Genomic DNA, 25,336 nt, shown 5'->3' on the forward strand with positions numbered 1-25,336 from the left:
GCAGTGGAAAATAGGAGATGATCGCGTGAATTTAGAAATGTATAAAAGATGTTCAGATATCGCCCGTGGATTGGGGAAAGCAGATTTTGTTTTGAAAAATGCAAAGATCGTTAATGTTTTTACAGGAGAGATCATAGATGGGGATATAGCTGTGGCGGATGGGATGATCACCGGGATCGGCAGATACGAAGGTATCCGGGAGAAAGACCTGAATGGAAGGTATGTGTGTCCCGGATTTATTGACAGCCACTTGCATCTGGAGTCCACACTTGTGACACCAAAGGAATTGATTTCCCAGGCTGTTTTGTGCGGTACCACTGCCTTTATCGTCGACCCTCATGAGTCTGCCAATGTAGCCGGGATGGCCGGGATCGATTATATTCTGAGAGAGACAGAGGAGGTGCCGGCCAATGTCTTTGTCATGATGCCCTCCTGTGTACCGGCTACCGGAATTGATGACAATGCATGCAGGATCACGGCAGATATGATGGCGCCGTATCTGCAGAAGGAAAGAGTTCTGGGACTTGGGGAGGTTATGGACTATATCTCTGTGGTTGAGGGCGGTCCCGAGATGCATCAAAAGCTGAAGCTTTTTGAGGGGCGGGTGCGTGACGGACATGCACCATTTCTTCAGGAGGCAGATTTACAGGCATATGTGATGGCGGGAATATCGACAGACCATGAGTGCTCTGATTTTTCCTATGCAATGAGGGAGAGGAGAAACGGAATGACCGTTCTCATCCGGGAGGGCAGCGCTGCCAGGAACCTGCAGGACATTGTACAGGGAATTGTTAAGAACCATGTCAGCACGGACGGGTTCTGTTTTTGTACAGATGACAAACATATTGAGGATATAAAGAGAGAAGGGCATATCAATTATAATGTGAGAAAAGCCATTGCTCTGGGGATCCGCCCGGTCCACGCAATCCAGATGGCAACCATACAGGCGGCCAGGTGCTACGGGCTGTCCCATCTGGGGGCAGTGGCACCTGGCTATCAGGCAGATCTTCTCGTGCTTGATAACCTGGAGCAGGCAGAAGTCCGGGAAGTCTACTATAAAGGAAGAAGAGTGGAAGAGGAACAGGTCTGTCCGGTCCATGCATGTCCTGGCGAGCTGAAAAATACAGTGCATGTGAAAGATTTTACAAGAGAAAAACTAAAATACACCGGTACTTTCCCCTGCCATGTCATTCAGATGGAGGAAGGGCAGATTACCACAAAGGACGTCACTGCAGAGAAAATCTGCCAGGATGATCTGGAGGGAAACGGTGAAGTGCAGAAAATAGCAGTGATCGAGAGACACAGGGAGACAGGGATGACAGGCGTGGGATTTGTAAAAGGATTCGGTCTGAGATGTGGAGCCGCGGCATCCAGTGTATCCCATGACTCCCACAACATCATAGTGATCGGTGACAATGATGAAGATATGGAACTGGCAGTCAGGGAACTGATCCGGACCCAGGGAGGATATACTCTTGTGCACAGACATCAGGTTTATGAGACGCTGGAGCTGCCTATTATGGGTCTGATGACAGATATGGGTTTTGAGAAGGCCAACGAAAAGCTGGAGAGAATGATCCTGAAGGCCCATGAAATGGGAGTGCCGCAGGGCATGGACCCGTTTATTGCCCTGTCCTTTATGGCACTGCCGGTGATCCCGGAAATCAGGATTACCCCAAGAGGTATGTATTCTGTGACAGACAGTAGATTTTACCGCTGAAAAAGATATTGGGAAATCAAAGTACAGAGGTATGTACAGCCAGGTGTTTTGTTGCTTCTGCACAAAAAAAACATCTTTTGTCGTAAAATACAGGTTGAACTGACAAAGATAATCTTTTATAATGGAGATATCTTGAGAGAGGAATGCAGTTGACAGAGAATGCAGAATTAGGAGGTAAGAAATGGGCGAAGCGAAAAAAATGAAATACCTGGCAGGCGGGCAGTGGCTGGACACAAAATCGGGAAAGTACACTCCGGTGTATAATCCAAGTACCGGCGAGGTGCAGGCAGAAATCCCCAGCTGTACCGCAGAAGAGGTGGCATATGCCATAGAGTGCGCGAAAAAGGCATTTCCGGCCTGGCGTGATACTCCGGTGATGAAGAGGGTACAGGTGCTCTACAAATTCCGGGATCTGCTGGATCAGCACTGGGACGAGCTGACCGAGTGCTGTGCCAGGGAACACGGAAAGAACTGGAAGGAATCTGCCGGTGATATTGCAAAGGTAAAAGAACCTGTGGAACTGGCTTGCGGAACTCCGACTCTTATGATGGGAGAGTCTATGATGGATACTTCCAAAGGATATGATACAGTCAGTTATCGAGAGCCATTAGGTGTATTTGCCGGGATTGCTCCTTTTAATTTCCCGGGTATGATCCCTATGGGATGGATGACCCCTATCTGTATTGCAACCGGCAATACCATTGTCATCAAAGCAGCTTCCAAGACTCCGCTGACTGCGCTGCGCTGTGCAGAGCTGTGGCAGGAAGCAGGACTTCCGGACGGTGTGCTGAACATTGTCACCTGTACGAGACAGGAATCTGAACAGTTTTTGACGCATCCTGATGTGAAGGGGATCTGCTTTGTCGGTACCACAGGTGTGGGAAAACATATCTATGGTATTGCGGCTGCCAATGGCAAACGTGTCCAGGCTCAGACAGAGGCCAAGAATCACGCACTGGTACTGGAGGACGCCGCTCTGGAGCGCACGGCAAGGGGAATCATCAATTCAGCTTTTGGATGTGCAGGGGAGCGCTGCATGGCCCTTCCGGTGGTGGTTGCTCAGGAAAGCATAGCGGACAAGCTGGTAGAGCTGCTTATAAAATACGCGGGTGAACTGAAAGTGGGGCCTGCCTATGACAAGACGACAGATTTGGGGCCGGTAGTGGATGCGGCCCATAAGGCAAAGGTAGAAAAATGGATCGAAAAAGGTGTGGAAGAAGGCGCGAAGCTTGTTCTGGACGGACGCGGCATCACAGTGCCCGGATATGAGAACGGCTTCTACCTGGGGCCGACCATTTTTGATCATGTGACGGAAGATATGGCTATCGGACAGCAGGAAATCTTTGGTCCGGTCCTGGCTGTGAAGCGCTGCAGGGATTTTGAAGAGGGACTGGAAATGATGAACCGCAATCCATTTGCAAACGGAAGCGTCATTTATACCCAGAGCGGCTATTACAGCAGAGAGTTTGCACGGCGTACAGACGGCGGAATGGTGGGAATCAATGTGGGAATTCCGGTTCCGGCAGGCATTTTCTCATTCAGCGGCCACAAGGACAGTTTCTTCGGTGACCTGCACTGTCTGGGCAAAGACGGCGTTCGTTTCTTTACAGAGATAAAAGCAGTCACAACCCACTGGTTTGATGAGGAAGAGAAGAAAGCAAAAGAAGTGGATACCTGGGAAGGATCCGTGGGCGGCAGTATGTGATGACGGAAAGTGGTATCTGAATCTAAATATTCAATGATACGGTTCGCAGGAAATTCCTGCGGACCGTTTTGCGGATAGAGAGCCTATACGGGACAGAAAGATTATGCGGGACAGAGAGCTTATGCAGATAGAGAGAACGGACACAGTAGTTATTGCATGGGAGGTGAAGGCATGTGGATAGTATATGCAGCGGGGTCTTCGTTTTTTGCCGGGATCACATCCATTCTGGCAAAATGCGGAATTAAAAAGACAGATTCCAATGTGGCAACAGCGATACGAACGGTGGTGGTGCTGGTCTTCTCATGGCTGCTGGTATTTTTGACAGACGCATGGGCGGGAATCGGAGAGATCTCTGGGAGGACCATGTTGTTTCTGGTGTTGTCAGGCCTGGCAACAGGGGCATCCTGGCTGTGTTATTTCCGTGCTCTGCAGACAGGTGATATCAATAAGGTGGTTCCCATTGATAAATCTAGCACAGTTCTTACCATACTGCTGGCATTCATTTTCCTCCATGAAGGGGTGACACCTGCGAAGCTGGCTGCTGTTTTTCTGATAGGGGCAGGCACAATGCTGATGATTTCCAGAAAAGAGACAGAGGCGGGAGACAGCAGAAGCAGAGGGAGCTGGATCATTTTTGCTTTTTTGTCAGCTGTCTTTGCAAGCCTGACGGCAATTTTGGGGAAAATCGGAATTACAGATGTGGACTCCAACCTGGGAACAGCCATCAGGACAACGGTTGTTCTTGTGATGGCATGGATCATGGTTTTTGTGACCGGAAAGCAGCATGAGATAAAGAAAATAGAGAAGAGAGAGTTGTTTTTTATCGTATTGTCAGGACTGGCGACAGGTGCCTCCTGGCTGTGCTACTATCGTGCCCTGCAGGACGGAGCAGCAAGTGTGGTGGTTCCCATTGATAAGCTGAGTATTCTTGTCACGATAGCCTTTTCATGGATCGTATTTCATGAAAAGCTGTCAAGAAAGGCGGGGGCAGGTGTTGCGCTTATTACTTTGGGAACGGTTATGCTGGCGGTGATATAAATGGCAGGGATAGGCAGGAGTGGATAAGCACATTCGGTAAATGAGATTGGAGAGGCTTCTATGTATGAAAGAATGTTGAATAAACAGGAGACACCGTCAATTGAGGAAATGACGGCATATTGCGGCGGGACTGCCAAGTGGTTTACTTTGCTCAATGAAAGGCTGAGCAATACATATGAGACGGCAGAAAAGATTGTTTTTCCATATGGTAATAACTATGGCTGGGGAATCGCCCACAGGGTAAGATCAAAACTGATATGCAATATTTTTCCTGAGGATGGCGCGTTTACGGTGATGATTCGATTGTCTGACAAGCAGTTTTCATCTATATATGGACAGATGCAGGAATATACAAAGAGGTATATTGATCATAAGCATCCCTGCGGTGATGGAGGCTGGATACAGTACCGTGTCACCTGCGGGGAACATTTTGATGATATCAAGAAAATACTGGACTTAAAATTTTCAGGTACAAAAGGTAAAAATATATGAGGTTAGGAAAAAAATTATCCTTTGAATGCTGCTTTTCTCTGCAGTCCAATGAACACGGAATGTATCCTGATAAATTTGTGAGACCGCATAAATCATAAATATTAGAAACGCAGCAGATATCTCGTAGATTTCGTTTCTTTCTTTTAGATTATATGCTATAATTCAATGTATGAGTGCAATTCGGGAAATTTTTACAGAGCAGAAGAGAAAGAAGGGATTGGAGGCCGCTGTAATTGAAGAATTTAAAATTATCAAGAAAATTATTTATATCTTATGCTTTGATCCTGGCCATGCTTATTTTGGGATGTATTGTGAGTGTGGTGGACTTGATGGTCCTGGGAGAACAGACAGAAACTTTTTATGATGGTCCGTTTACTGTCAATGAAAGTGCCAATGTTATCAATACTAATTTTGAGAGGATGCAGAAAGCTGTATATCGCTCTATATCCAATTCAGATCCGGAGATTGTGAATGATGCTATTGCCAATGCCAAGAACGCGGCTCTTATCATACAGGAACAATTGCCCATCATTCGGGAACACTTTATGGGAGATCAGCAGATAATTGAACGGCTGGAAGCTGCGCTTACAAAACTGGCACCAATGAGGGAAACAGTCCTTCAGCTTTCCGGAGAGAACAGGAATGCCGAAGCTGCCGATTATATGGAGAAAAATAATGTGCTGGTCATTCAGGAGGCCCAGAAAGAGTTAGACAGCCTTGTGGAGAACGGTGAGAAAAAGGGGGAGGAACTGGTTGAGGGACTGAGGGATAAACAGAAGAAGGCAATGGTAAATCTGCTTTTGCTGAGCAGTATCAGCGTGGGTATCAGTATTGTCTTTGGGGTTTATATCACCAGGGGAATCACCCGGCCGGTAGATGAACTGAAAGAGGCGGTCAGCAGTATGACCAGAGGCGAATTCTCGGATGTGAAAATCATGTATGAATCCAGGGATGAGATGGGGATTCTTGCGGATAACATACGCAGTCTGACAGCTAATTTATCCTGTGTCCTTCAGAGTGAGATCCAGCTTCTGAAGCAAATGTCAGAGGGAGATTTCAGTGCAAAGAGTTTTCGTGAGGAGTGTTATGTGGGGGAATTTACACAGTTGCAGCAGTCCATGCAGGATATAAACAGCAGTCTGAGCGATACACTGTTTCAGATCAGCCAGTCAGCAGATGAAGTGGCATCCGGTTCGGAACAGATGTCATCCGGTGCCCAGATCCTTGCACGCGGGGCTACAGAGCAGGCCTCCTCTATAGAGGAATTGTCCGGTACCATCAGTGTAATATCTGATCAAGTGGGTGAAAATGCCAGAAGCGCCCAGGAAGCCAGCAAAAGAGCGGAAAATGTAATGTTGCAGACGAAAGAGAGCAGCCGCTGTATGAAGGATATGCTGGGAGCTATGTCAGAGATCAGCGAAGGTTCCAATGAGATCCGTCTGATCATGAAAACCATTGAGGATATTGCCTTTCAGACGAATATCCTGGCCTTGAACGCGGCAGTGGAAGCAGCGCGCGCCGGTGAACACGGAAAAGGTTTTTCTGTGGTAGCAAAAGAAGTACGTAATCTGGCAAATAAATCGGCATCTGCATCTAAAAGTACAGCCGCATTAATAGAAAAGTCCCTCCGGTCCGTTGAAAATGGTAAAAAGACAGCAAATGAAACTGACGCGGTACTGAAGGAAGTGGTAAGAGGGGTTGACAGTGTAACAGAGGCGCTGAATCAGATTACAGATGCATCCGTAAAACAATCAGATGCCATACATCACTTAACAGACAGCCTTACTATGATATCCAGTGTAGTGCAGACCAATTCGGCAACAGCAGAAGAGAGTGCTGCAGCCAGTGAAGAACTGTCTTCCCAGGCACAGCTTTTAAGAGGTTTAGTTGAGAAGTTTAAGTTAATGGATAATGGTGACGACAGATTTTACTAGAGAATATGAGTGGAAAAATATCCGGATAAAATGAATAAATAGTTAGATAGAACAAAAGCACTTGCTGCCACCGAAAGAAACGGTCAAGCGGCAGGTGCTTTTTTTCATGCTTCAAAAGGGGGTTGGGGAAAATGGTTTTTCTCTGCCGGATTGACAAAACTTAATGGGGCGGTTATAATAACAATGATATATAACATAGTTATTTTAAGGAGAGTTCTATGCCGCCTAAAATAAAGATACCAAAAGAAGCCATTGCCCAGAAAGCATTCGAGCTGACAAGAGCATATGGATTTGAAAAAGTGACAGCGCGTCTGCTTGCCGGTGAATTACATTGTTCTACGCAACCGATATTTCACGCTTTCCGTAATATGGAAGAGCTAAAGGAAGAAGTTTATAAAAAAACTCAAAAATTTTTTGAGGAAGTCATGCTGCAGCCTCCTGCAGATACAGAAGTTCCCTATTTTTTAAGTATGGGAATCAAGTATGTAGAACTGGCTCAAAAAGAAAAAAATTTATTCAATCTATTATGTATGTCGGATAGTGGTACAAGACTGGATAGCCTTTATGATTTGGCGAAACATATTCCCGTTGCCATGGAACCGGAAGTGTTTGTAAAAACATGGATATTTGCACATGGCATAGCGGCGATCGTTTCCACAAACACAACAAACATAGCGCCGGAAGAAATAAAGAAACTGCTTATAGAAGCATGCGCAGGTTTTAAATCATATCATTGTGAAAATGGAGAAGATGCAGGAAGTGAAGCATAAAAACCATCCTATGATATTGCTTTACGCGAAAATAAAGGACTGGAGGAAAAATGGTGAATTCAAATAAGAATTATGTGAATACAGAACGTGCACATTATATGTGCCCCAATATGCACTTTGGGATTTTAGCACAGATAAAAAGCAATTACGATAAAGTGCAGGTGATGCAAAGTGTAAAGGCTCTTCAAAAAGCGCATCCGTTTTTGCGAAGTCTGATCGCGGAAGAAAAAGATACGAAAAAGCTGTATTATCAATTGCAGGAACACTTAGATATAGCTCTGATGATAGGAACAGATCCGGATTGGTGGCAGCAGGATTATAACGATATTTCAAGTCACGGCTGGGATGTCAGGAAAGAATGTATGCTGAAGGTATTGGTTTATCCAAATGAGAATGAATTTCAGATACTTTTTATCTCTCACCACTTACTATGTGACGGGAGAGGACTTTTACAACTGGTTGTGGAATTCGCACAGCATTATGGAGAAGGGGTAACTCCTTCTTTTGTGGAAGAACAATTAATTCAATCCATATATGATCTGCCCGCGAATTGTGACCTGCCTTTTATCAGCAAAGTCGTTATAAATGATGCAAACAGAAGATGGAAAAAGGAACAGCATCAGGTTTTGTACGATACATACTTAAATTTTGAAAAAAGTTATATCCGGACAAACAGCGTCAGGAGAGAAATTCATACAATAGAGGGGCAGGAGTTTGAGGAGATACAGGCGCTGTGTAAACAACACGGCTTTTCTGTAAATGACTATCTGATCGCTAAGATGATGCGGGAAGATAATGTAAGAAAAGTGATCATTGCCGCTGATATCCGCCATCAAGCCGGATGCTACAGAGAAAATGCTATGGGGAATTATTCGACTGCTTTTAGTGTTTCCGTGAAGAAGGGGGATAAAGATATGATTTCCCTGGCAAAAGAGATAACCTCTATAGTGGAAGATATTGTAAAGCATCCTCAAAAAGAAATGCTTGTACTTGCGTGTTATCTGCATATGCAGCCGGAATTGATCGACGCGGTTGCCATATCAACCCTTGGCGGCTTTGAGAGTAAAGCGGGAGCTTTTGTAGGAAAAAATATGTTTGGATATGGCGCGCAGAAGGGATACAGCATTACGAATCTTGGAAAGATCCAGAGTGATGTGATCGCAAATGCTGTTTTTATACCTCCTGCTTCACCTGCTAATAAAAAAACCTGGGGTGTTTTAACCGTGAATGATTGTATGAAAATATGCTCATCAATTTTATTTACAGAAAGATAGTATTCTAAATATAAAGACAGGATGGATACGCTGTCCTGTCTTACTGTTCACAGGCTGCTAACCGAGAAGGTGGGATGTGGTATTAAAACTTTTTCGTAAATTTTAAACCATTTCAGTCCGGTGGTTTCTTCCAGTCCCAGGTCAGCCAGTCCTATATATTGGAAACCACACTTTTCATATAAGCGGGCAGCGGGAAGATTTTTCTCATAAGTGTCTAAACGGATGGCCCGGATTCCCTGCTGCCGCCCAAGAAATTCCGCATGATCCAGCAGCGCTTTCCCCACTCCGCAGCCAAAATATTCAGGGTGGACTGCCAGAATATGAAGGATAATCACCGGAGCGTCAGGATCAATCTGCCAGTTGATAGAACGATATACTTCGTCCTGTTCATACAGAAAGATTACGGTACCTGCTATTTTCCCCTGATTTTCCGCCACATACAGTCCGCCTGACCGGAAACCTTCCTCTGCATCCTCTCTTGTAGGGTATACATCTCTTTTCCAGCCGGGATAGTTTTCATGCGCAGCGAGATAATCGTTTAATTCCTGATATAACTGTTCGACTTTGTCTAAATCACTGTATTCTGCTTTTCGCACCCTCACGTTCATGATTTTATATCGCTCCAATTTGTTTTAATCATTATCTTTTCGCTTCAAAAACTCAACAAAAGCAAAAATGATGGAAATAACCGTAAGAACAGATACGATCAACTCTGCCATATTATTGGCGTAATCGGTCTGGCCTGGGTCGACAGCGCCCAAAATTAAAAAATATACACACCAGATTAGGCCTACAATGAGCAGTAAAAATGTAATATATTTTAAAACAGACGCCAGTTTTCTTATAAGCTGTTGGGCAGAGGCTTTTTCCTTTTCTGTATATTCTTTTCTAAAAAGCTGTTTTATTCCGGCACACACAAAACCGGCAATGATACCGGTTGACATTCCTATACAAATTTGAAAGAAAATATTCATAACTTATTCGTCTTTCCGGAAAATTAAATCTATTTTCCTTATGCAGCCTTTTGAACTTATCTCGGTAGGAATCATACCGGCATAGGTATCCCCCTGCCCGGCGTATCTGCCAATGATTCTCGGTGTTCAGAAACACAAGCAGTAACAGTTCAGTCCGCCACTGTCCCGCCAGGTGTTGCCTTGCATTTGCAAGACAATCCCGAGGCAGCCACAAGCATACATATATTAAATCATTATACAGTTTTTTAAACCCGTTGGCAATATAATACAGGTTTTCCTTGGGAAAAACGTCTCCCGGGGCGGTGGCCGGTGAACAGTAATCGGATTACGGACATCGGGACACAGATTACGGACATTTTGGCACAGCGTGCATTCCTGCGGTAAGATTGGTTTATCAAGAAAAACGGAGGGATTTATCATGATAGAAGCACTACAGGTGAAAGGATTAACGAAAATATTTCCGGATTTTACTTTAGATAATATCAGCTTTTCAGTTCCGGCAGGATCTATCATGGGACTGATCGGACCCAACGGATCAGGGAAAACGACTACAATCAAGCTTATACTGAACCTGCTGAAAAAACAGTCCGGTACGATCACGGTATTGGGGTTTGACCATATCAGGGAGGAACAGAAGTTTAAAGAGAGAACAGGGGTAGTCTTTGACACGCATTTTTTTGTTGACGAGTGGAAGATGGCGGATGTTGAAAAGGCCATGGGGATGTTCTATGAAAACTGGGATACAGAAATTTATTACAAATATTTAGAGCAGTTCCAGATAAACAGGAACAAAAGTGTCATGGAACTTTCAAAAGGTATGCAGATGAAGCTGATGCTGGCCTGTTCTTTTTCACATAAAGCGGAACTGCTGATCCTGGATGAGCCGACCAGCGGACTGGATCCGGTATCCAGAGATGAACTGCTTGATATCCTTTTGGCGTATACGAAAGACAAAAGGCATACAGTTCTTTTTTCTACACATATTACACCGGATTTAAATAAGGTCGCTGACAGCATCACGTTTATCAACAGGGGAAAACTGCTTTATTCCGGAGACAAAGAGGGTCTTACAGACAGATATTTTATTGTTTCGGGAAACAGCAGAGAATTACCGCCGGATATAAAAGATGTTACGCAAAATATTAAAATCTATCCGGATTCTTTTGAGGCTTTGGTGAGCAGGGAGAAACTGTCAGACCTTTCGGGTCTGCAGATCAGACATGCGTCTATTGATGATATTATTGTATTTGTAAGTAAAGGAGAGGTTTGATCATGAAAATATGGAAGGCTGCTAAATTAGACTTTAAACTTTTGAAATATTACTATAAATCCATCTGCTTTACACTTCTTATACCGCTGGCTTTTATTCTGCTCTATCGTACATTGGTTGTGGGCATCTCATTTGCAATGTTTATGATGGCAATGTCATCCATATATACGTTTTCTGTGGCAGATAAAAATAATATGCAGAGGCTTTACAGGGTCCTTCCTATATCCGTGGAGGAACTGGTCTGCGGGAAATATCTGCATGTGTTTTTGATGGGGCTTTTAGCTGTGACCGTTTCCAGTATTCTGCAGCCGGTGATCCTTGGTCTGTTGGGAATATCTGCAGCTATCCCGGAAATCATCATGGCAGCACTGGCTGGCATGGTGCTTTATATTACATATGTCTGCTTTCAGATTCCCGCATATTATAAATTTGGGCCTATTAAAGGGAGGGTTTTTATGTATGTACCAGTAGCAGGAATCCTTTTGACTATGTTTGTGGTGGAAAAGGCAGACATCAACACCAGTCTCCTGTTCAGCCGGATCGCAGAAAATAGGTACCTGGGTTCATGCCTGCTCATTCTTTATCTTGCAGTTATTGTAGTTATTTCAATTCGGACCTCTGTGCGGATCACAGAGAAGAAAGAGTGGTAGACATTTCTACACCTTCAAAGTACATAGTGATGGTAGTACGGAATATGTGGTCTTCATAAGCGGTCTGGATAACGCCATCGTATTTTTGAACTGCGGCTTCAATATTTTTCATACCCCAGCCGTGAAGCAGAAGGTCCCCGTCTTTTTTTGCTGTGGCAAGATTTCCGTCAGTTGTATACTTCGGTTCAGGGCTGCTGTTTTCCAGTTTGATGACCAGAATATTTTGAATACGCCGTATGGTAAGAATGATTTGGCATGCTTTGGGAGTCGATTCCCTGCTCACAGCCGCGGCAGCCTCCAGTGCATTATCCAGAAGATTTGAAAGGATCGTACACAGATCATTTGATTTTATATTGGTGTTATAGGGATATTCTATGTTCAATTCCATAGAAATACCGGCGGCTTTGGCTTTTGCGTGTTTGCTGTTAAGGATATAATCAACCGTCTGGCTGCCGGTCCATACGATAGAGGATATATTCTGTACAGGACTTATGATGGAATCAATATATTGAGATAGCTCCGGGGCGTTATATTGGCGAGCCATCTGTCTTATGATCTCTAAATGGCGGTGAAAGTCATGAAACAGTTTGGCATGTTGAGAGTAAGCATTGTTTACTGCAGTATAGTTCTGTTCCAGCAATTCCTTTTGCATTTCAATGGTATCCAGCAATTCTTTTTTGCGCCGGTATTTTACATGGCTGTGTGCAAGCGCAATTCGCAGAAAAAGAGCTGTGAGCACAATGATACTGATGGTGACCAATGTTTTTATATCCTGACCGGCAAACGTCAGATGCAGTAATATGGTGATTCCGCAAAATGCCGCCACAGAAGTTCCGTATATAGATTTATAATAATCACAGGAATTTCTGATGAATTCCCATAAACGATGTGAGGCAAAAAGGGCCAGATAAAATGGAATCCGGCAGACAACTAAAAATACAAGCCCAAAAACAAGAGATTTAGAAAAATATCTGCATAATAGCAGATAAAAAATAAGATCAAGCAAAAAGAGTGCGCTCAGATAGGAACAAGCGGAGTACAGTAGCAGTTTCCAGTCTAAGTGATACAAAATTTTTGAAACAACAACAATAGCGGCCAAAAGGATAACGGCAGAGACGGCAGCGTTCTTTGTGCTGCTGTAAAGACATAGTATTGCCGCGGCTATAGTCGAAATCCCTGCCCATGCCGCGTGTCTCCCATTGTCATCACCGTACAGCTTTCCGATCCAGAGAACACCGCACAGTACCGCAGAAAATAAAAGCAGAAATTCAAGGATATCAATCATCATATGTGTTCCCCCAATAGGAATTGACCGCCATCTTCACATCCTGGAGATGGGAGCGGCTGATTGGAAGTATGGTACCGTCTCTCAGATAAACACTGCTGTTTTTTATCTGGGTCAGATGTATCAGATTTATGATGCATCCGCGTTCGATAAATATAAATTCCTCGCTCTCCAATTCCCCGCATACCGTCAGCAGGCTTTTCCGAACCTTGATGATACCATGACAGGTGTGGAGTGCAGCATTTTTTCCGTCACGCAGGATATATAGGATATCGCTATAGCGCACTTTTTCCATCCGGTTTGCAGTCAGCACAGTATAGCTTTTATCATCTTCTAACATGATGAGCTTCAGCGCATCAGTCACAGCGTAAGTCAGTCTCTTATCCAGGTCATTTTTGGGTACATATCGGAAAATGGACAATTCAAAGCTGTCGATCGCGTATTTTACATGAGATGTAATAAAAATGACCTTTACATTGGGAAGCGCAGGTTTTATGGCCTGAACAATTTCCATTCCGCTGATATCGGGCATTTCGATATCCAGCAGGATAAGATCATAATAGCTGTTATCTTCTAAAATATCGTTCAGCAGCATTTTTCCGTTATTGTAAGTCTGTATTTCGGCCAAGGCTTTGAGCCGGCTGAGGCAGTTATTCAATATGATTTGATTATTTATGATAGAATCTGTGTCATCGTCGCACACAGCAATACGAATCATGATTACCTCCCAATTGATTCATCAGTTAAGACAGCGAGGGCTGCTTAACGGAGCGCAATTCATAGAGTTCCTGTATTGGTTAACTATATCATATTGTGAACTGCAGGTACAACCAGAAAAGTTTAGCAGGAAACAGAAAAAGGGTTTTGACAAAACAAATTCTTTTTGATAAAATGTATTTACGCAAACGACACATGTATTACCTATGGTAAGTAAATCTGATTACGGGACGTAAGTATCGTATGGATTTAAAAAGGGGATATATGTGTTTTTTTTGCGTTCAAAATTAATTAAGGAGAGTGGTTATTATGCCAAGAAATCAATTTCAAAGAATGGTTTACGCCTTTCTTACCGTACTGGTTACAGTACATGGGTATGTTTTTTACAGTTTGTATGTTGTGAATGGCGGCACATTGATGTCGCTTACAGGTACAACAAATGTCTTAGCTGCCATAAATAAGCAGGGTGGTATTTATATGTTTGGGAGTCATTTTCCGATTTGGGCAGTTATACTTGTCGAGTTCGGTTTTGCTTACTTATTGGAAATGTTGCTGGGCAGTCCATATTCTTATAAGTTAGCATCTAAAGTATTTGACCCGTCAAAGACGCACCCTGTTTTATTTGAGACAGCTATTATATGCGCTACTGTGGGATTGATGTGTCCTGCAATGAGTTTCATTGCTTCATTGCTGTACTATCCTTATTATTCAGGCTTTAATATTGCAGTGCTGTTTGCTGAATGGCTTAAACTGATCTGTTTCAATCTGCCTTTTGCCTTTTTTACACAGTTATTTTTTATTCAGCCGCTGATCAGAAGTGTGTTCAAATTTTTGTATCGAAAGGATATTCAGGCACAGAACGTACTTAATTAGGGATGCGGTTGCACATCCTCTTCTAAACATAAAATAACATCAAATGGTTCCCGAAAATCAAGCTTATGAATATTCATAAAGGATTAGAAATATCAGAGTCTAAGAAATATCCTTTTTCAGGAAAGTTACCTCTTTGTGAGGTTGGCAGGGGAACTATTGATGTTATTAAGCCTGCGCACTTCATTGACAAACCGGTATACATCCTCCGGTGCTTCCAGACTGTACAGCAATCCATAGGGAATGCTGTAATCCCAACTGACAGGAACGGATACCAGTCCCGGGTGAACATCCTGCCAGCATTCAATCGTAAGCAGGACGTTCCCGCTCTCTGCACAGCAGTTAAAGACAGACATGTCATAAAACTGCGGGGTATCCTCTATATGAATTTTGGGGTGATTGATCATGAGGTCGCTGCGCAGGAGATCATTGACCTCGGAATCCCTCTGTTTTACCATCATCAGCGTTTCCCCATACAAATCTTCAACAGTAATAGATTCTTTACCGGCAAGGCGGTGCTCTCTCGGCACGGCAACCATTTTCCGGTAGCTTCCAAGCGGCAGGAAATTGCAGAGGCTGAGCCAGGATTTGGAATCGCATACTCCAATCAGAAAATCAAATTTTTTTCCAAGCTGGCTTATTTCTGCAAGAATACCTTCATGGTTGTCTTCAAAGGGAACCAGATGAAGTTTATATTCCGGAAAATCTTTGTTCACCCGATACCAGAGATCCATAAAGGGCTTAGCAGGGTTCAGCAATGAGGTGCCCACGCAAAAGGTAGTGTCAGCCAGATGCATGGCAGCTCTGGCGTCTGCCATTGATTTTTTCGAGTAATCAATTATAAATTTTGCGTCCCGATAAATGACAGCACCGGCAGCAGTCAGAGAGATCCCGGAGGGGGTACGCTCCATCAGGACCAGATTCAGATCTTTTTCCAATGTATTCATTTGTTTCATAACAGCAGTGGGAGAGATATACAGGGAGTCCGCGGCTTTTGTAAAGCTCCCGCTGTCAGCCACTGCTATAAAAGTATCGAGTATTCGGTTATACATAGGACACCTCTTTTCTTTGCTTTTGCATAAACTGAATGTTTATACAATGGTAGCATATGGGAGATTTTGGGTCAAGCAAATGTGAAGTATATTGTAACCCTTTGGCAGGTCTGCTGAAATAGAGGCGAAACAGATAAAATAGATGAGGCAGATAAAACAGATGAGGCAGATAAAACAGCGATAAATTTATTCGGATCAATGGAGAATACACCTTTATAGCGCAGTATTGGATATATGTTTATAAATATTCAATACTGTTCTTTCATATTAATTATGATATAATTTATTTGATCAGAAATTGTATAGGGAATAAATTATACCGATAAAATTTAACATACAGTCAGATAGAAATGTGCCCGGGAGGAATGACGGGAAAGCAATTTATGATGGTGAAGAAAACTGTTTGCCGCAGGAAATTGCTGTACGGCTGTTGTACGGGACATTTTGCGGGATCGGAGCAATAGAAGCTGTGAAATCAACACAAAAGAGGATTCGTGTTGTTCAGATCCTGTTTTGAATCTCCTATAATGAGTATATCAAAAACAGGAGGTTCAAGACATGAACACAGATAAAATATATGCAGAGGCACTTGCAAATGAATATGCGCCCAAAGATACATCAAAGGTAGTCGCGCTGAAGAAACTGGATCAGAGGGTTAAGCTTCCGGCAGAGATTTTAGCTTACACATTAGGAATTGCGGCGGCATTACTTATGGGAGCAGGTATGTGCATTTCTATGGGAGTGATTGGTGCCGGAACGGCCAGCTCTATGGCGGTGGGCGTTATAATAGGTGTTATAGGTCTTTTTGGAATGGGCATCAATTATCCTATTTACATAAAAGTGCGTGAAAGCAGAAAACAAAAATATGCATTTGAGATCATGCAGTTGGCTAAGGAGATCAGTGAGAACTTAGGTGTATCTGAAACTTCATTTTCACAATCTGCACGCCCTACTTTGCGGTAGATCTTGTGGCGCACAGCCTGACGGAAATAATTTTTAGATACATTCCAAAGAAGGCAGGGGAATTTGAGGAGGAGAGCGGTTTGAACAAATCAGAAAGCAAGTATTTTAATACTGCAGTGAAAATGGACAAGGCATTTCTTGATCTACTGGAGCACAAAGATTTTGAATATATTACGGTAAAAGAGATTTGCAAGACAGCCAATGTAAACCGCTCTACTTTCTATCTTCATTATGAAACCATTGGAGATCTGCTGGCTGAAAGTGTCAGATACATGAACGCCCAGTTTCTGGAATATTTTCCACAGGGAGCAGAAAGCTTCATCGAGAACATGGGGGATATCCCTTTGAAGGAGCTATATCTAGTGACACCAAAGTATTTGTCCCCATATTTGACATATATCCAGGAGAATAAAAGGCTCTTTCAGACAGCAGTGCGCAAATCAGCAGATCTCAGGTTACAGGATAATTTTGATGGATTGTTCTTTCATGTTTTAAACCCCATACTGGAACGATTTAATATTCCGGAGAACGAGAGAAAGTATATTCTCCGATTCTACATGGGTGCAATATTGAGTGTTGTAAATGAATGGATTAAAGAGGACTGCAAAGATTCTGCGGACCTGATCGTCAAAATTATTTCTGACCATATTGTAAGACCGGACATATCCGTATCTAAATAGCAGAGAATCCCACAGTGGCCTGGTTCTCTGCTATTTTATTGTGCATTTTACATGCCTTCCGGTCGTTAAGGGGATGGTATTAACTATAAGTTTATACGCTGGTGACATATTGGAGATTCAAAAGAAAGGAGACGCAGGATACAATACAGAGTAAGAAAGATTGGAGGGAAGCGTAATGTCAGAACTAATTGTATATTTCTCAAGAAAATATGAGAACTATGTAAGCGGAGAGATAAAAAATCTTGAGATTGGCAACACAGAGGTCGCAGCAGGTATAATCCGGAAGTTGACGGGCGCGGATATGTTTAAGATTGAACCGGTGCAGGCATATTCAAAAGATTATAACGAGTGCATTGCACAGGCACAAGCGGATCAAAAGCGGAATGCACGCCCTGAGCTTAAATCTTATCCGGAACATTTGAACTACTCAAAAATATATTTGTGTTATCCCAGCTATTGGGGCACAATGCCCATGGCAGTATTTACGTTTTTAGAGCATTTTGATTTTACAGGAAAAACGATCAAACCTCTCTGCACTCATGAGGGGAGCGGAATGGGCAGCAGCATAAAAGACATCAAGCGGCTATGTCCGGGCGTTAACGTAGAAGCCGGGCTGTCTATTCGCGGCGGAGCTGTAAGCAGATCTGAAAAAGATATCAAAAGTTGGTTATGATCACATGCCAGTTGACAGGAATAAACAGGAGGACGAATCCATGAAACCGGAAGAAATGAGTGTATTTCCCATTGGGGAAACAAATGACGCGTTTGCAAAGTATTTTATCGGTCAGAGCTATTTAAATATGTTGTCGCTTGAGCAGGTGGTGGTCGGCAATGTGACTTTTGAACCAGGCTGCCGTAATAACTGGCACATTCATCACGCAGACAAGGGCGGCGGGCAGATGCTGCTTGTGACTGCAGGCAGGGGGTACTATCAGGAATGGGGAAAAGAGGCGAGAGAACTGAAGCCGGGGGATATTGTACATATCCGGGCAGAGGTGAAACACTGGCATGGGGCTGCTCCTGACTCTTTTTTTCAGCACCTGGCTATTGAAGTGCCTGGTGAGAACTGCAGAAATGAATGGTGCGAGCCTGTCCCAGATGCGGAATACGGACAGTTAAAATGAGAAGCAAAAGATACGAGAGAATAGGACTTCAGACTACTATTGGTGAGACTGGGATTTAAGAATAGAAAGCAGGTCAAGGATGATAGATAAACTGGGATTTGGATGTATGCGTCTGCCCATGAGCGGCAGCGACGTAAATTATGAAGAATTTAACCGCATGATTGATTACTATATGGAGGCAGGTTTTTCTTATTTTGATACGGCACATGGATATCTGGGAGGGAAAAGTGAGACTGCTGTCAGAGACTGTCTTGCCGCCCGATACCCGAGAGAGAGCTATACATTGACAAATAAACTCTCTGTACATTTCTTTGAAAGAGAGTCCGATATCAGGCCATTGTTTGAACAACAGTTAAAAGCCACAGGAGTGGAATATTTTGATTATTATTTGATGCATGCGCAGGATGAAAATATATACAGACACTTCATGAAGTGCAATGCGTATCAGGTGGTACAGAAGCTGAAAGAGGAAGGGAAGATCCGGCATATGGGAATTTCTTTTCACGATAAAGCAGATGTACTGGATATGATCCTGAAGGAGCATCCGGAGATTGAAATTGTACAGATCCAGTTTAATTATATGGATTACGAAAGCCCCAGCGTGGAGAGCCGGAAAGTATACGAGGTCTGTAGAAAGTACGGCAAGCCGGTACTGGTCATGGAGCCGGTAAAGGGAGGAGGACTGGCAAGACTTCCGGAGGAGGCAAAGAGAGAACTTGAGGATTTGGGTACCGGGGAAAGTCCTGCAGCTTATGCGGTTCGTTTTGCGGCATCCTTTGACGGTGTATTCAAAGTGCTTTCCGGAATGAGTGACATGGAGCAGATGAAGGATAATGTATCGGTCATGAAAGCGTTCAGGCCTTTTAAAGAGGAAGAGTATAAAGCAGTAAAACGTGTATGTGAAATCCTAAATACTATGGATACGATCCCGTGTACGGCGTGCCGCTATTGTACAGACGGATGTCCAAAACATATACAGATTCCTGATCTGTTCGGATGTTTTAATGCGAAAAAACAGTTCGGCGACTGGAACAGTGATTATTATTACGGGGTACATACGAAAAATAACGGCAGAGCATCTGACTGTATCAGGTGTGGACAGTGTGAAAAAATTTGTCCTCAGCATTTGCCGGTGATCGAGTATTTAAAAGAAACAGCAAAGGTTTTTGAATAAAGATGAGCAGATGCTAAACCCTTCTGGGACGATAAGGAAAGAAATATAAGGAAAGAAGGAAATATAATGGCAGAGACGAAATGTTCAAAAGAGTATCATGAGAAAATGTTACCGGGATACCACGCCTCGTTGTCGGAGACGGATCCGGAATTTACGGAGTGGTTTGATAACTTTGCCTTTGATGAAGTTGTCAATGAAGACGGACAGCAGCTTGAGGATAAGACAAGATCCATGGCAATTCTTGCGGCACTGATCGGATGTCAGGCCATAGATGAGTTCAGGGAAATGCTGTCGGCAGCTATGAATTTTGGTGTGACACCGGTGGTGGTCAAAGAGATTGTCTATCAGTCAGCGGCCTATCTTGGAATCGGCAGAGTATTTCCGTTTTTAAAGGTAACCAATGAATTTCTGAGGGAAAAGGGAGTCAGGATGCCTCTTGAAGGACAGTCAAACACTACAAGAAAAGACAGACTGGAGAAGGGGATTCGGGCGCAGGTGGATATTTTCGGATAGGAAATGAAGGATTTTTACCGGTCAGGACCGGAAGAATCCAGACATATAAATCGGTGGCTTGCAGATAACTGTTTTGGAGATATATATACAAGAAGCGGCCTTAACTATGGTCAGAGAGAGATGATCACTTTCTGTTTTCTTGCGGCGCAGGGAGGATGTGAACCACAGTTGATCAGCCATGCGGCAGCGAATATGAAAATCGGTAATGACAAACAGTTTTTGATCCGTGTGATTTCCCAGTGTCTGCCTTATATCGGTTATCCGAGAAGCCTGAACGCGCTGCGGTGTGTAGATAAAGCTTCCGGTAATATCAATGATGGGTGAGTTAAAGCATTCCACCGCCTTTGTTGTATTGCCTTTCACAGAATTTGGTGCCGGGAGAATCGCGTTCATACCCGGCACCATACATCATCTAATGTTTTTAACAACATTTCAGAAAATTCACCTGCCTTATCGATAAAGGGGAGATGTCCTGTATTTTCTATTGTTATCAGCTCTTTGACCGGCGGGGAAATATGGTTAAAATAATTGAGTGCCATGCTGTACGGTGTTGTCCAGTCATCAGCTCCGGCTATGAGGATCACCGGAACTTTAAATTGCGGATCGTGGTTATACATGGATGATCTTTCGTCCGATAAAAGCGCTTGGTACAGTTCACTGTTTGATTCTATGAGCGCATTAAAGTTTATCATCCATTTAAAATCACGGAATGTCATATAGGGGGAAAACAACTGGAGTAAAAGCATTTTATTGCTGTATTGTGAAGGCAGATATTTTTCTTTTAGCTGCCGGAATTTTAGGAATTCTTTGGCGTTTTGTTTGTCAAGGGTTTGACAGGACATTATCAACTCCAGCTTTTTCTCTATTTTCTGTGAGTCCTTGGGTTTGCCCGCCGCATCTGCCAGACGCATTGCTTCCCGTGCGGATACTTGTTCTGATTTTTTGAAGTCCAGCATTTGGCCTATGGGGATATAGGCGGATATTTTTTCCGGATGTGTTCCCGAATAGATACCACCGAGAAAGGTCCCCCAGGAATGCCCCATGATCGTAATCTTTTCCTTGTGATACTCGGAACGAATATGATCCACCAACTCGTCTAAGTCCTGCAGCAGTAAATCCAAAGTGGGCTTTTGGGCGTCTTTATTGCGGTAATAAGTATTTTCGCAGCCACGCTGATCCCAGTTGACGATAGTATAATCCCGTTCCAGATCAGCCTGCCAATAATAGGAATAGTATGCCATATTATTGCCGGGTCCCCCATGAAGCATGAGAATGATGGGATTGGAAATATCCTGTCCGCGGATTTGTATATCCTGTTGGATCTGGCCTATAGTTATGTATTCTGTTTTTTGTATTCCTTTTTTTGAGCGGATCTTGAATTTATATGCGTTGATAATTTTGCCGGTGATCAATGTTAGGATAATTATTAACAGGAATCCTGTAAATAGGAGCAAAATGTTTTTCATTCTATTTTATTCCTCCGGAGTGTATCTGAAAATTGGGTCTGACAGGCTGTGCATCACAGTTTATGGGATTGAATTTTCAGATATGCTCAATTGCGTTTATCAGTTTATCAATGAATCGTTGCTGCTGTCTGATAATATCAAACATATTCTCAATAGTGATTTTTGATATGAGGGGAATCTCTTCTTCGGCGTCTGCATTTTTCTTTTCACCTTGTTCAAGGAAATTGTACTCTTTTTCAAGTGATCTTTTTTGCTCTTCCAGGGCTTTCAGAGCATTTTTACGGGGGATTCTATCAAGGAGAGATAATCCGCTGTATAGTGTGGTAGGGTACAGGACAGATGAGGTACGTAAGGAATCAAGTATTAGAGACTGCAAATAATCTTTGCCCCGGTCGGTAATTTCATATACAGCTTTTTGCCTGTGGCCTGTCTGCTTGACATCGGCTAATGCGATATAATTCTCCTGCTCCAATTTCTTTAAAGCGTGGTATATGGAACCCACCAGCACGCCTCCCCATCTCTCTGCATCCGCCATACTTATCTTTTGCTGAATATCGTAGCCGGACATGGGGTGAGCGTCTAATAGTCCAAGTACAAGCAGTTTTGTCATGATATATTTACCTCCTAATTGTATACTCAATGTTGAGTATACAATATTAAGTGATTTTGTCAAGGGATATTTTATTGGTTTAAGGATTGGCAGGATAACTTGACAGATTTTGTGTGGGAATTTACAGTAAGAGAAGCAGCGGATGTCTGTGTTTGGCGGAGAATTAAATAAAACGGACAAGGGGTGAAAGATATGAAAACAAAACTGATTTGTTTTGATTTAGATGATACATTAATAAGAGAAGTTCATTCAGTTATGCTGCCCTGTATTTTGAACGGCAGGGAGGAAGAACATGCCATTATCCAGAAACAAGAAGAAAGTGGACAGTTGGATTATATTACAGCAGACTACCGCAGAGCAAAACTATTTACAGGCTTAAAGGAAAGTGAGATCAAAAGCCGTTTTTTGGAAATTGCCAGGCCATTAAAAGGTATTCGTGAAACAGTGGATTATCTGCATAAGCTAAGGATAAAATGTATTCTGATTACGGTTGGGCCTGTTCAGGTAGCAAAGGCAGTATCTGATATTTATGGCTTTTATGGATATTATGGAAGCAATTATGAAGTCGTAGACGGTAAATTCACAGGGGAAATTATTGACTATATAAAAGCAGAAAATAAAGTAAACTGCGTTAATGATTTTTGCAAAAAGAACAATATTAGACCATCTGAATGTGTTGCAGTTGGGGATGGTTCAACAGACATACCGGTTTTTAAATGTTGTGGAAAATCAATTGCTTTAAATGCATCGGATGAAGTCAAGAGGAAAGCTTCCTTTTCTGTTGATACAGATAATCTTTTAGATATACTCGATTAATACAATTATATAATAAGATTTTGAATTATCAGCATAAATACTGCATTTATAAACAGTTTCATAACTGAAAAACACTCATTTTACCACGAATTTACCACGATTGAATGAGCCTTGATATGATGATAAAACCGTAGCTGTAAATCACATACTGTGAATTACAATCTACGGTTTTTCTTCGTTGAATTTATAGCCAACACCCCAGACAGTTAGTATGTACTGCGGATTGTCTGGGGACGGCTCTATTTTCTTTCTTAGCTTCTGTATGAATGATGTAAGGTTGCTTCCCTCTGGGGCATTGTGAAAGCCCCAGACATTTTCATATAGTTGGTCTTTCGTAAATACCTGCCCCTTATAGCAAAAGAGAAAATAGAGTAAGTCAAATTCTTTAGCAGTCAGATATACGTTTTCACCGCTTTCAGAAGTATAGGTTCTAGTAAAGGGGGCTATGAATAAATCAAGCTTACGTTCAGTCATAGTGATAGGATAGTATGACAAATTATGAGATAACCATTCTATAGTTTGTTGAAAGACAGCTTCTTCATTTTCATGAAATTCAATTACTACTATTTTCCCATTTTTATCACCTACTTTTTCCAACATTACATGAAATCATTGTTATGGATAAACAAAAGCATTCCGAAAACATCTAAGCTTTCCTAAACAACTGCATACTGTTTCCATTTGTTACTTTTCCAACGCCAATAGAAACAAATACATCTGAATGTCCAATCCATAAGCATGGCTATCCATACGCTAAGAACACCAATACCTAAACCATATGCTAATATATAGCTGAAACCAATACGAAATACAACCATTGAAATAGCAGAGATAAACATAGGATATTTGACATCCCCTGCTGCTCTAAATGTATTAGGCAATGTAAATGACATAGGCCATACAGTTATCCAACCAGCAATGTGCATAATCATAACTATTAGTGAAAGGGAAAAGGTTTCTTCTGATAGATTATAAAGGCTTAGTATTGGCTTCAATAATATAAATATTCCAAAATTGAATAAAAACATATATAGCCATGAAGATTTAAGCAAATGTTTAGAATATTTGACAGCTTGCTCAAATTCTTTAGCACCGACACATTGTGCAACAACTGTAGTCATAGCCAGACCCAATGCCTGTCCTGGTATCGTTGCGACATTAAGTAAACTACCAGTTACTGCATTAGCTGTAATTGCACTTGTACCAAACATAGCGATAAGACTTGTTAATATAATTCTTCCAATTTGAAAGACACTATTTTCAAGACTGGCAGGAATACTAATTTTAAAAATACTTTTAATCATTTTTAAATCTATATCCCAAAATTTGTATGAACGTATTGTAATAGACAAGTTTTGATTACGTAACATTATCATAATTGTTATAGTTGCAATAACCCTTGAAAGTAAAGTAGATAAACCAACACCAAATGCACCAAGATGTATCATATATATAAATAACGCATTACCTACTATGTTAATGATATTCATAACAAATGAATTTACCATTGCATTTTTTGTATTACCCATCGCTCTAAATAAAGCTGAAGCAGAACTATAAACAGCAACGAAAGGAAATGAAATGGCAGTTATATAAAAATATGTTCTTGCATTGCTCATTACAGTAGCGTCTATATTTCCGAAAAACAGAGATAAAAGTTGTTGATTGAAAATTAAGCAAATAACCGAAAAAATTACAGATATGCCTAAACTGGAAATTATAAGCTGTTCACCAGCTTGATTACTTTTTTCTAAATTCTTACTACCCAAATACTGACCAGCTACTATTGCTCCACCAGTAGCAAGGGCTGTTAGTAGGAAGATGAGTAAGGTGTTAATACTATCGACCAGTGATACACCAGATACTGCACTTTCCCCAGCGTATGATACCATAAGAGTATCAAACATTCCTACTGACAGCATTAAAGCCTGCTCAATTATTAAGGGTATGATTATTCTTCTTAAAGATTTTTTAGAAAACATACCATACTCAAATACATTTGCTCCATGTGACATTGCTAATACACTCCTACTATTATATAAAGTCATAGTCTTTCTTTACCTTTTCTACAGGTTTGACTATGCTATTTTAAGATACTGTGGATTGGTTATCACCTCCTACCACTTGATGGTTTAAAAAAGGCTCCAACCACAGTCTCTTTGTTTATTTGTTAATCAGTTAGTTACCGCATGACGGTTTATCAAGAAGTAGGTTACGATTGCAAGGAGCCCTGTGGATC

Annotated in this window: 25 protein-coding genes and 1 pseudogene; 17 read left to right on the plus strand and 9 right to left on the minus strand. The window is 42.2% G+C overall.

The window, feature by feature from the left end; genetic code table 11:
• Window positions 1–25: 25 nt before the first annotated feature.
• The 7 genes from ade to BLCOC_RS09435 all read left to right on the plus strand — a co-directional run bounded on the left by ade (window position 26) and on the right by BLCOC_RS09435 (window position 8,933).
• The gene (ade, locus tag BLCOC_RS09405) at window positions 26–1,720 is read left to right on the plus strand and encodes an adenine deaminase (RefSeq protein WP_115625120.1); all 1,695 of its coding nucleotides are present in this window, start codon (window positions 26–28) and stop codon (window positions 1,718–1,720) included.
• 181 nt (window positions 1,721–1,901) lie between these two features.
• Window positions 1,902–3,425, plus strand: a complete 1,524-nt coding sequence (locus tag BLCOC_RS09410; RefSeq protein WP_115625121.1) for a CoA-acylating methylmalonate-semialdehyde dehydrogenase — start codon at window positions 1,902–1,904, stop codon at window positions 3,423–3,425.
• A gap of 171 nt (window positions 3,426–3,596) precedes the next feature.
• Complete coding sequence (locus tag BLCOC_RS09415; RefSeq protein WP_115625122.1) at window positions 3,597–4,463, plus strand: EamA family transporter; 867 nt, start codon at window positions 3,597–3,599, stop codon at window positions 4,461–4,463.
• A 60-nt stretch (window positions 4,464–4,523) separates the two neighbouring features.
• Complete coding sequence (locus BLCOC_RS09420) at window positions 4,524–4,955, plus strand: DUF3788 domain-containing protein (RefSeq protein ID WP_029469723.1); 432 nt, start codon at window positions 4,524–4,526, stop codon at window positions 4,953–4,955.
• A gap of 233 nt (window positions 4,956–5,188) precedes the next feature.
• Window positions 5,189–6,889 carry a methyl-accepting chemotaxis protein gene (locus BLCOC_RS09425; RefSeq protein WP_115625123.1) on the plus strand — a complete coding sequence of 567 codons (1,701 nt, stop codon included), beginning with the start codon at window positions 5,189–5,191 and terminating at the stop codon, window positions 6,887–6,889.
• Between the two features lie 218 nt (window positions 6,890–7,107).
• A complete protein-coding gene (locus BLCOC_RS09430; protein WP_115625124.1) occupies window positions 7,108–7,659 on the plus strand; it encodes a TetR/AcrR family transcriptional regulator in 552 nt (183 codons plus the stop codon).
• A 50-nt stretch (window positions 7,660–7,709) separates the two neighbouring features.
• A complete protein-coding gene (locus BLCOC_RS09435; protein WP_115625125.1) occupies window positions 7,710–8,933 on the plus strand; it encodes a hypothetical protein in 1,224 nt (407 codons plus the stop codon).
• A gap of 47 nt (window positions 8,934–8,980) precedes the next feature.
• On the opposite strand, the gene BLCOC_RS09440 is transcribed toward BLCOC_RS09435, so the two are convergent.
• Together BLCOC_RS09440 and BLCOC_RS09445 are read right to left on the minus strand one after the other, a co-directional pair.
• A complete protein-coding gene (locus tag BLCOC_RS09440; RefSeq protein WP_115625126.1) occupies window positions 8,981–9,541 on the minus strand; it encodes a GNAT family N-acetyltransferase in 561 nt (186 codons plus the stop codon).
• Between the two features lie 24 nt (window positions 9,542–9,565).
• A complete protein-coding gene (locus BLCOC_RS09445; protein ID WP_029469718.1) occupies window positions 9,566–9,907 on the minus strand; it encodes a hypothetical protein in 342 nt (113 codons plus the stop codon).
• 418 nt (window positions 9,908–10,325) lie between these two features.
• Here BLCOC_RS09445 and BLCOC_RS09450 point away from each other — a divergent pair, with 418 nt between their 5' ends.
• Entirely contained in the window at window positions 10,326–11,177 is an 852-nt protein-coding gene (locus BLCOC_RS09450; protein WP_115625127.1) for an ABC transporter ATP-binding protein, read from the plus strand.
• A gap of 2 nt (window positions 11,178–11,179) precedes the next feature.
• Window positions 11,180–11,827, plus strand: coding sequence for an ABC-2 transporter permease (locus tag BLCOC_RS09455; protein WP_115625128.1), 648 nt, complete (start codon window positions 11,180–11,182; stop codon window positions 11,825–11,827).
• On the opposite strand, the gene BLCOC_RS09460 is transcribed toward BLCOC_RS09455, so the two are convergent.
• Window positions 11,805–13,115 carry an ATP-binding protein gene (locus tag BLCOC_RS09460; RefSeq protein ID WP_115625129.1) on the minus strand — a complete coding sequence of 437 codons (1,311 nt, stop codon included), beginning with the start codon at window positions 13,113–13,115 and terminating at the stop codon, window positions 11,805–11,807. The two genes, BLCOC_RS09455 and BLCOC_RS09460, sit on opposite strands and share 23 nt — an antisense overlap.
• The gene (locus BLCOC_RS09465) at window positions 13,105–13,830 is read right to left on the minus strand and encodes a LytR/AlgR family response regulator transcription factor (RefSeq protein WP_115625130.1); all 726 of its coding nucleotides are present in this window, start codon (window positions 13,828–13,830) and stop codon (window positions 13,105–13,107) included. The genes BLCOC_RS09460 and BLCOC_RS09465 overlap by 11 nt, the downstream gene beginning before the upstream one ends.
• 308 nt (window positions 13,831–14,138) lie before the next feature.
• Here BLCOC_RS09465 and BLCOC_RS09470 point away from each other — a divergent pair, with 308 nt between their 5' ends.
• Window positions 14,139–14,702: a DUF2798 domain-containing protein gene (locus tag BLCOC_RS09470; RefSeq protein WP_029469713.1), complete on the plus strand. Its 564-nt coding sequence runs from the start codon at window positions 14,139–14,141 to the stop codon at window positions 14,700–14,702.
• Window positions 14,703–14,827: 125 nt separating this feature from the next.
• On the opposite strand, the gene BLCOC_RS09475 is transcribed toward BLCOC_RS09470, so the two are convergent.
• The gene (locus BLCOC_RS09475) at window positions 14,828–15,751 is read right to left on the minus strand and encodes a LysR family transcriptional regulator (protein WP_115625131.1); all 924 of its coding nucleotides are present in this window, start codon (window positions 15,749–15,751) and stop codon (window positions 14,828–14,830) included.
• Between the two features lie 558 nt (window positions 15,752–16,309).
• On the opposite strand from BLCOC_RS09475, the gene BLCOC_RS09480 reads away from it, so the two are divergent.
• The 6 genes and pseudogenes from BLCOC_RS09480 to BLCOC_RS27550 all read left to right on the plus strand — a co-directional run bounded on the left by BLCOC_RS09480 (window position 16,310) and on the right by BLCOC_RS27550 (window position 20,529).
• Window positions 16,310–16,714, plus strand: coding sequence for a dihydropteridine reductase (locus BLCOC_RS09480; protein ID WP_115625132.1), 405 nt, complete (start codon window positions 16,310–16,312; stop codon window positions 16,712–16,714).
• Window positions 16,715–16,794: 80 nt separating this feature from the next.
• A complete protein-coding gene (locus BLCOC_RS09485; protein ID WP_018596239.1) occupies window positions 16,795–17,394 on the plus strand; it encodes a TetR/AcrR family transcriptional regulator in 600 nt (199 codons plus the stop codon).
• Between the two features lie 175 nt (window positions 17,395–17,569).
• On the plus strand, window positions 17,570–18,067 hold the full coding sequence (locus tag BLCOC_RS09490) for a flavodoxin (protein WP_018596240.1): 498 nt from the start codon (window positions 17,570–17,572) through the stop codon (window positions 18,065–18,067).
• Between the two features lie 40 nt (window positions 18,068–18,107).
• A complete protein-coding gene (locus tag BLCOC_RS09495) occupies window positions 18,108–18,518 on the plus strand; it encodes a cupin domain-containing protein (protein ID WP_029469708.1) in 411 nt (136 codons plus the stop codon).
• Window positions 18,519–18,597: 79 nt separating this feature from the next.
• A complete protein-coding gene (locus BLCOC_RS09500) occupies window positions 18,598–19,692 on the plus strand; it encodes an aldo/keto reductase (RefSeq protein ID WP_115625133.1) in 1,095 nt (364 codons plus the stop codon).
• Between the two features lie 66 nt (window positions 19,693–19,758).
• Window positions 19,759–20,529 (plus strand): annotated as a pseudogene (locus tag BLCOC_RS27550) (carboxymuconolactone decarboxylase family protein).
• Between the two features lie 65 nt (window positions 20,530–20,594).
• Here the strand turns inward: BLCOC_RS27550 and BLCOC_RS09510 are convergent.
• Together BLCOC_RS09510 and BLCOC_RS09515 are read right to left on the minus strand one after the other, a co-directional pair.
• The gene (locus BLCOC_RS09510; protein ID WP_115625134.1) at window positions 20,595–21,671 is read right to left on the minus strand and encodes an alpha/beta fold hydrolase; all 1,077 of its coding nucleotides are present in this window, start codon (window positions 21,669–21,671) and stop codon (window positions 20,595–20,597) included.
• 76 nt (window positions 21,672–21,747) lie between these two features.
• Window positions 21,748–22,281 (minus strand): PadR family transcriptional regulator, encoded by a 534-nt coding sequence (locus tag BLCOC_RS09515; protein ID WP_115625135.1) that lies wholly within the window; start codon window positions 22,279–22,281, stop codon window positions 21,748–21,750.
• A 192-nt stretch (window positions 22,282–22,473) separates the two neighbouring features.
• Between BLCOC_RS09515 and BLCOC_RS09520 the strand changes: the two genes are divergently transcribed.
• A complete protein-coding gene (locus BLCOC_RS09520; protein ID WP_115625136.1) occupies window positions 22,474–23,097 on the plus strand; it encodes an HAD family hydrolase in 624 nt (207 codons plus the stop codon).
• A gap of 162 nt (window positions 23,098–23,259) precedes the next feature.
• Here BLCOC_RS09520 and BLCOC_RS09525 read toward each other — a convergent pair whose 3' ends face one another.
• Entirely contained in the window at window positions 23,260–23,697 is a 438-nt protein-coding gene (locus BLCOC_RS09525) for a winged helix-turn-helix domain-containing protein (RefSeq protein ID WP_115625137.1), read from the minus strand.
• Window positions 23,698–23,753: 56 nt separating this feature from the next.
• Window positions 23,754–25,112 carry an MATE family efflux transporter gene (locus BLCOC_RS09530; protein ID WP_165907317.1) on the minus strand — a complete coding sequence of 453 codons (1,359 nt, stop codon included), beginning with the start codon at window positions 25,110–25,112 and terminating at the stop codon, window positions 23,754–23,756.
• Window positions 25,113–25,336 lie beyond the last annotated feature (224 nt).

The organism is Blautia coccoides, assembly GCF_034355335.1.
GTDB lineage: Bacteria > Bacillota > Clostridia > Lachnospirales > Lachnospiraceae > Blautia > Blautia producta.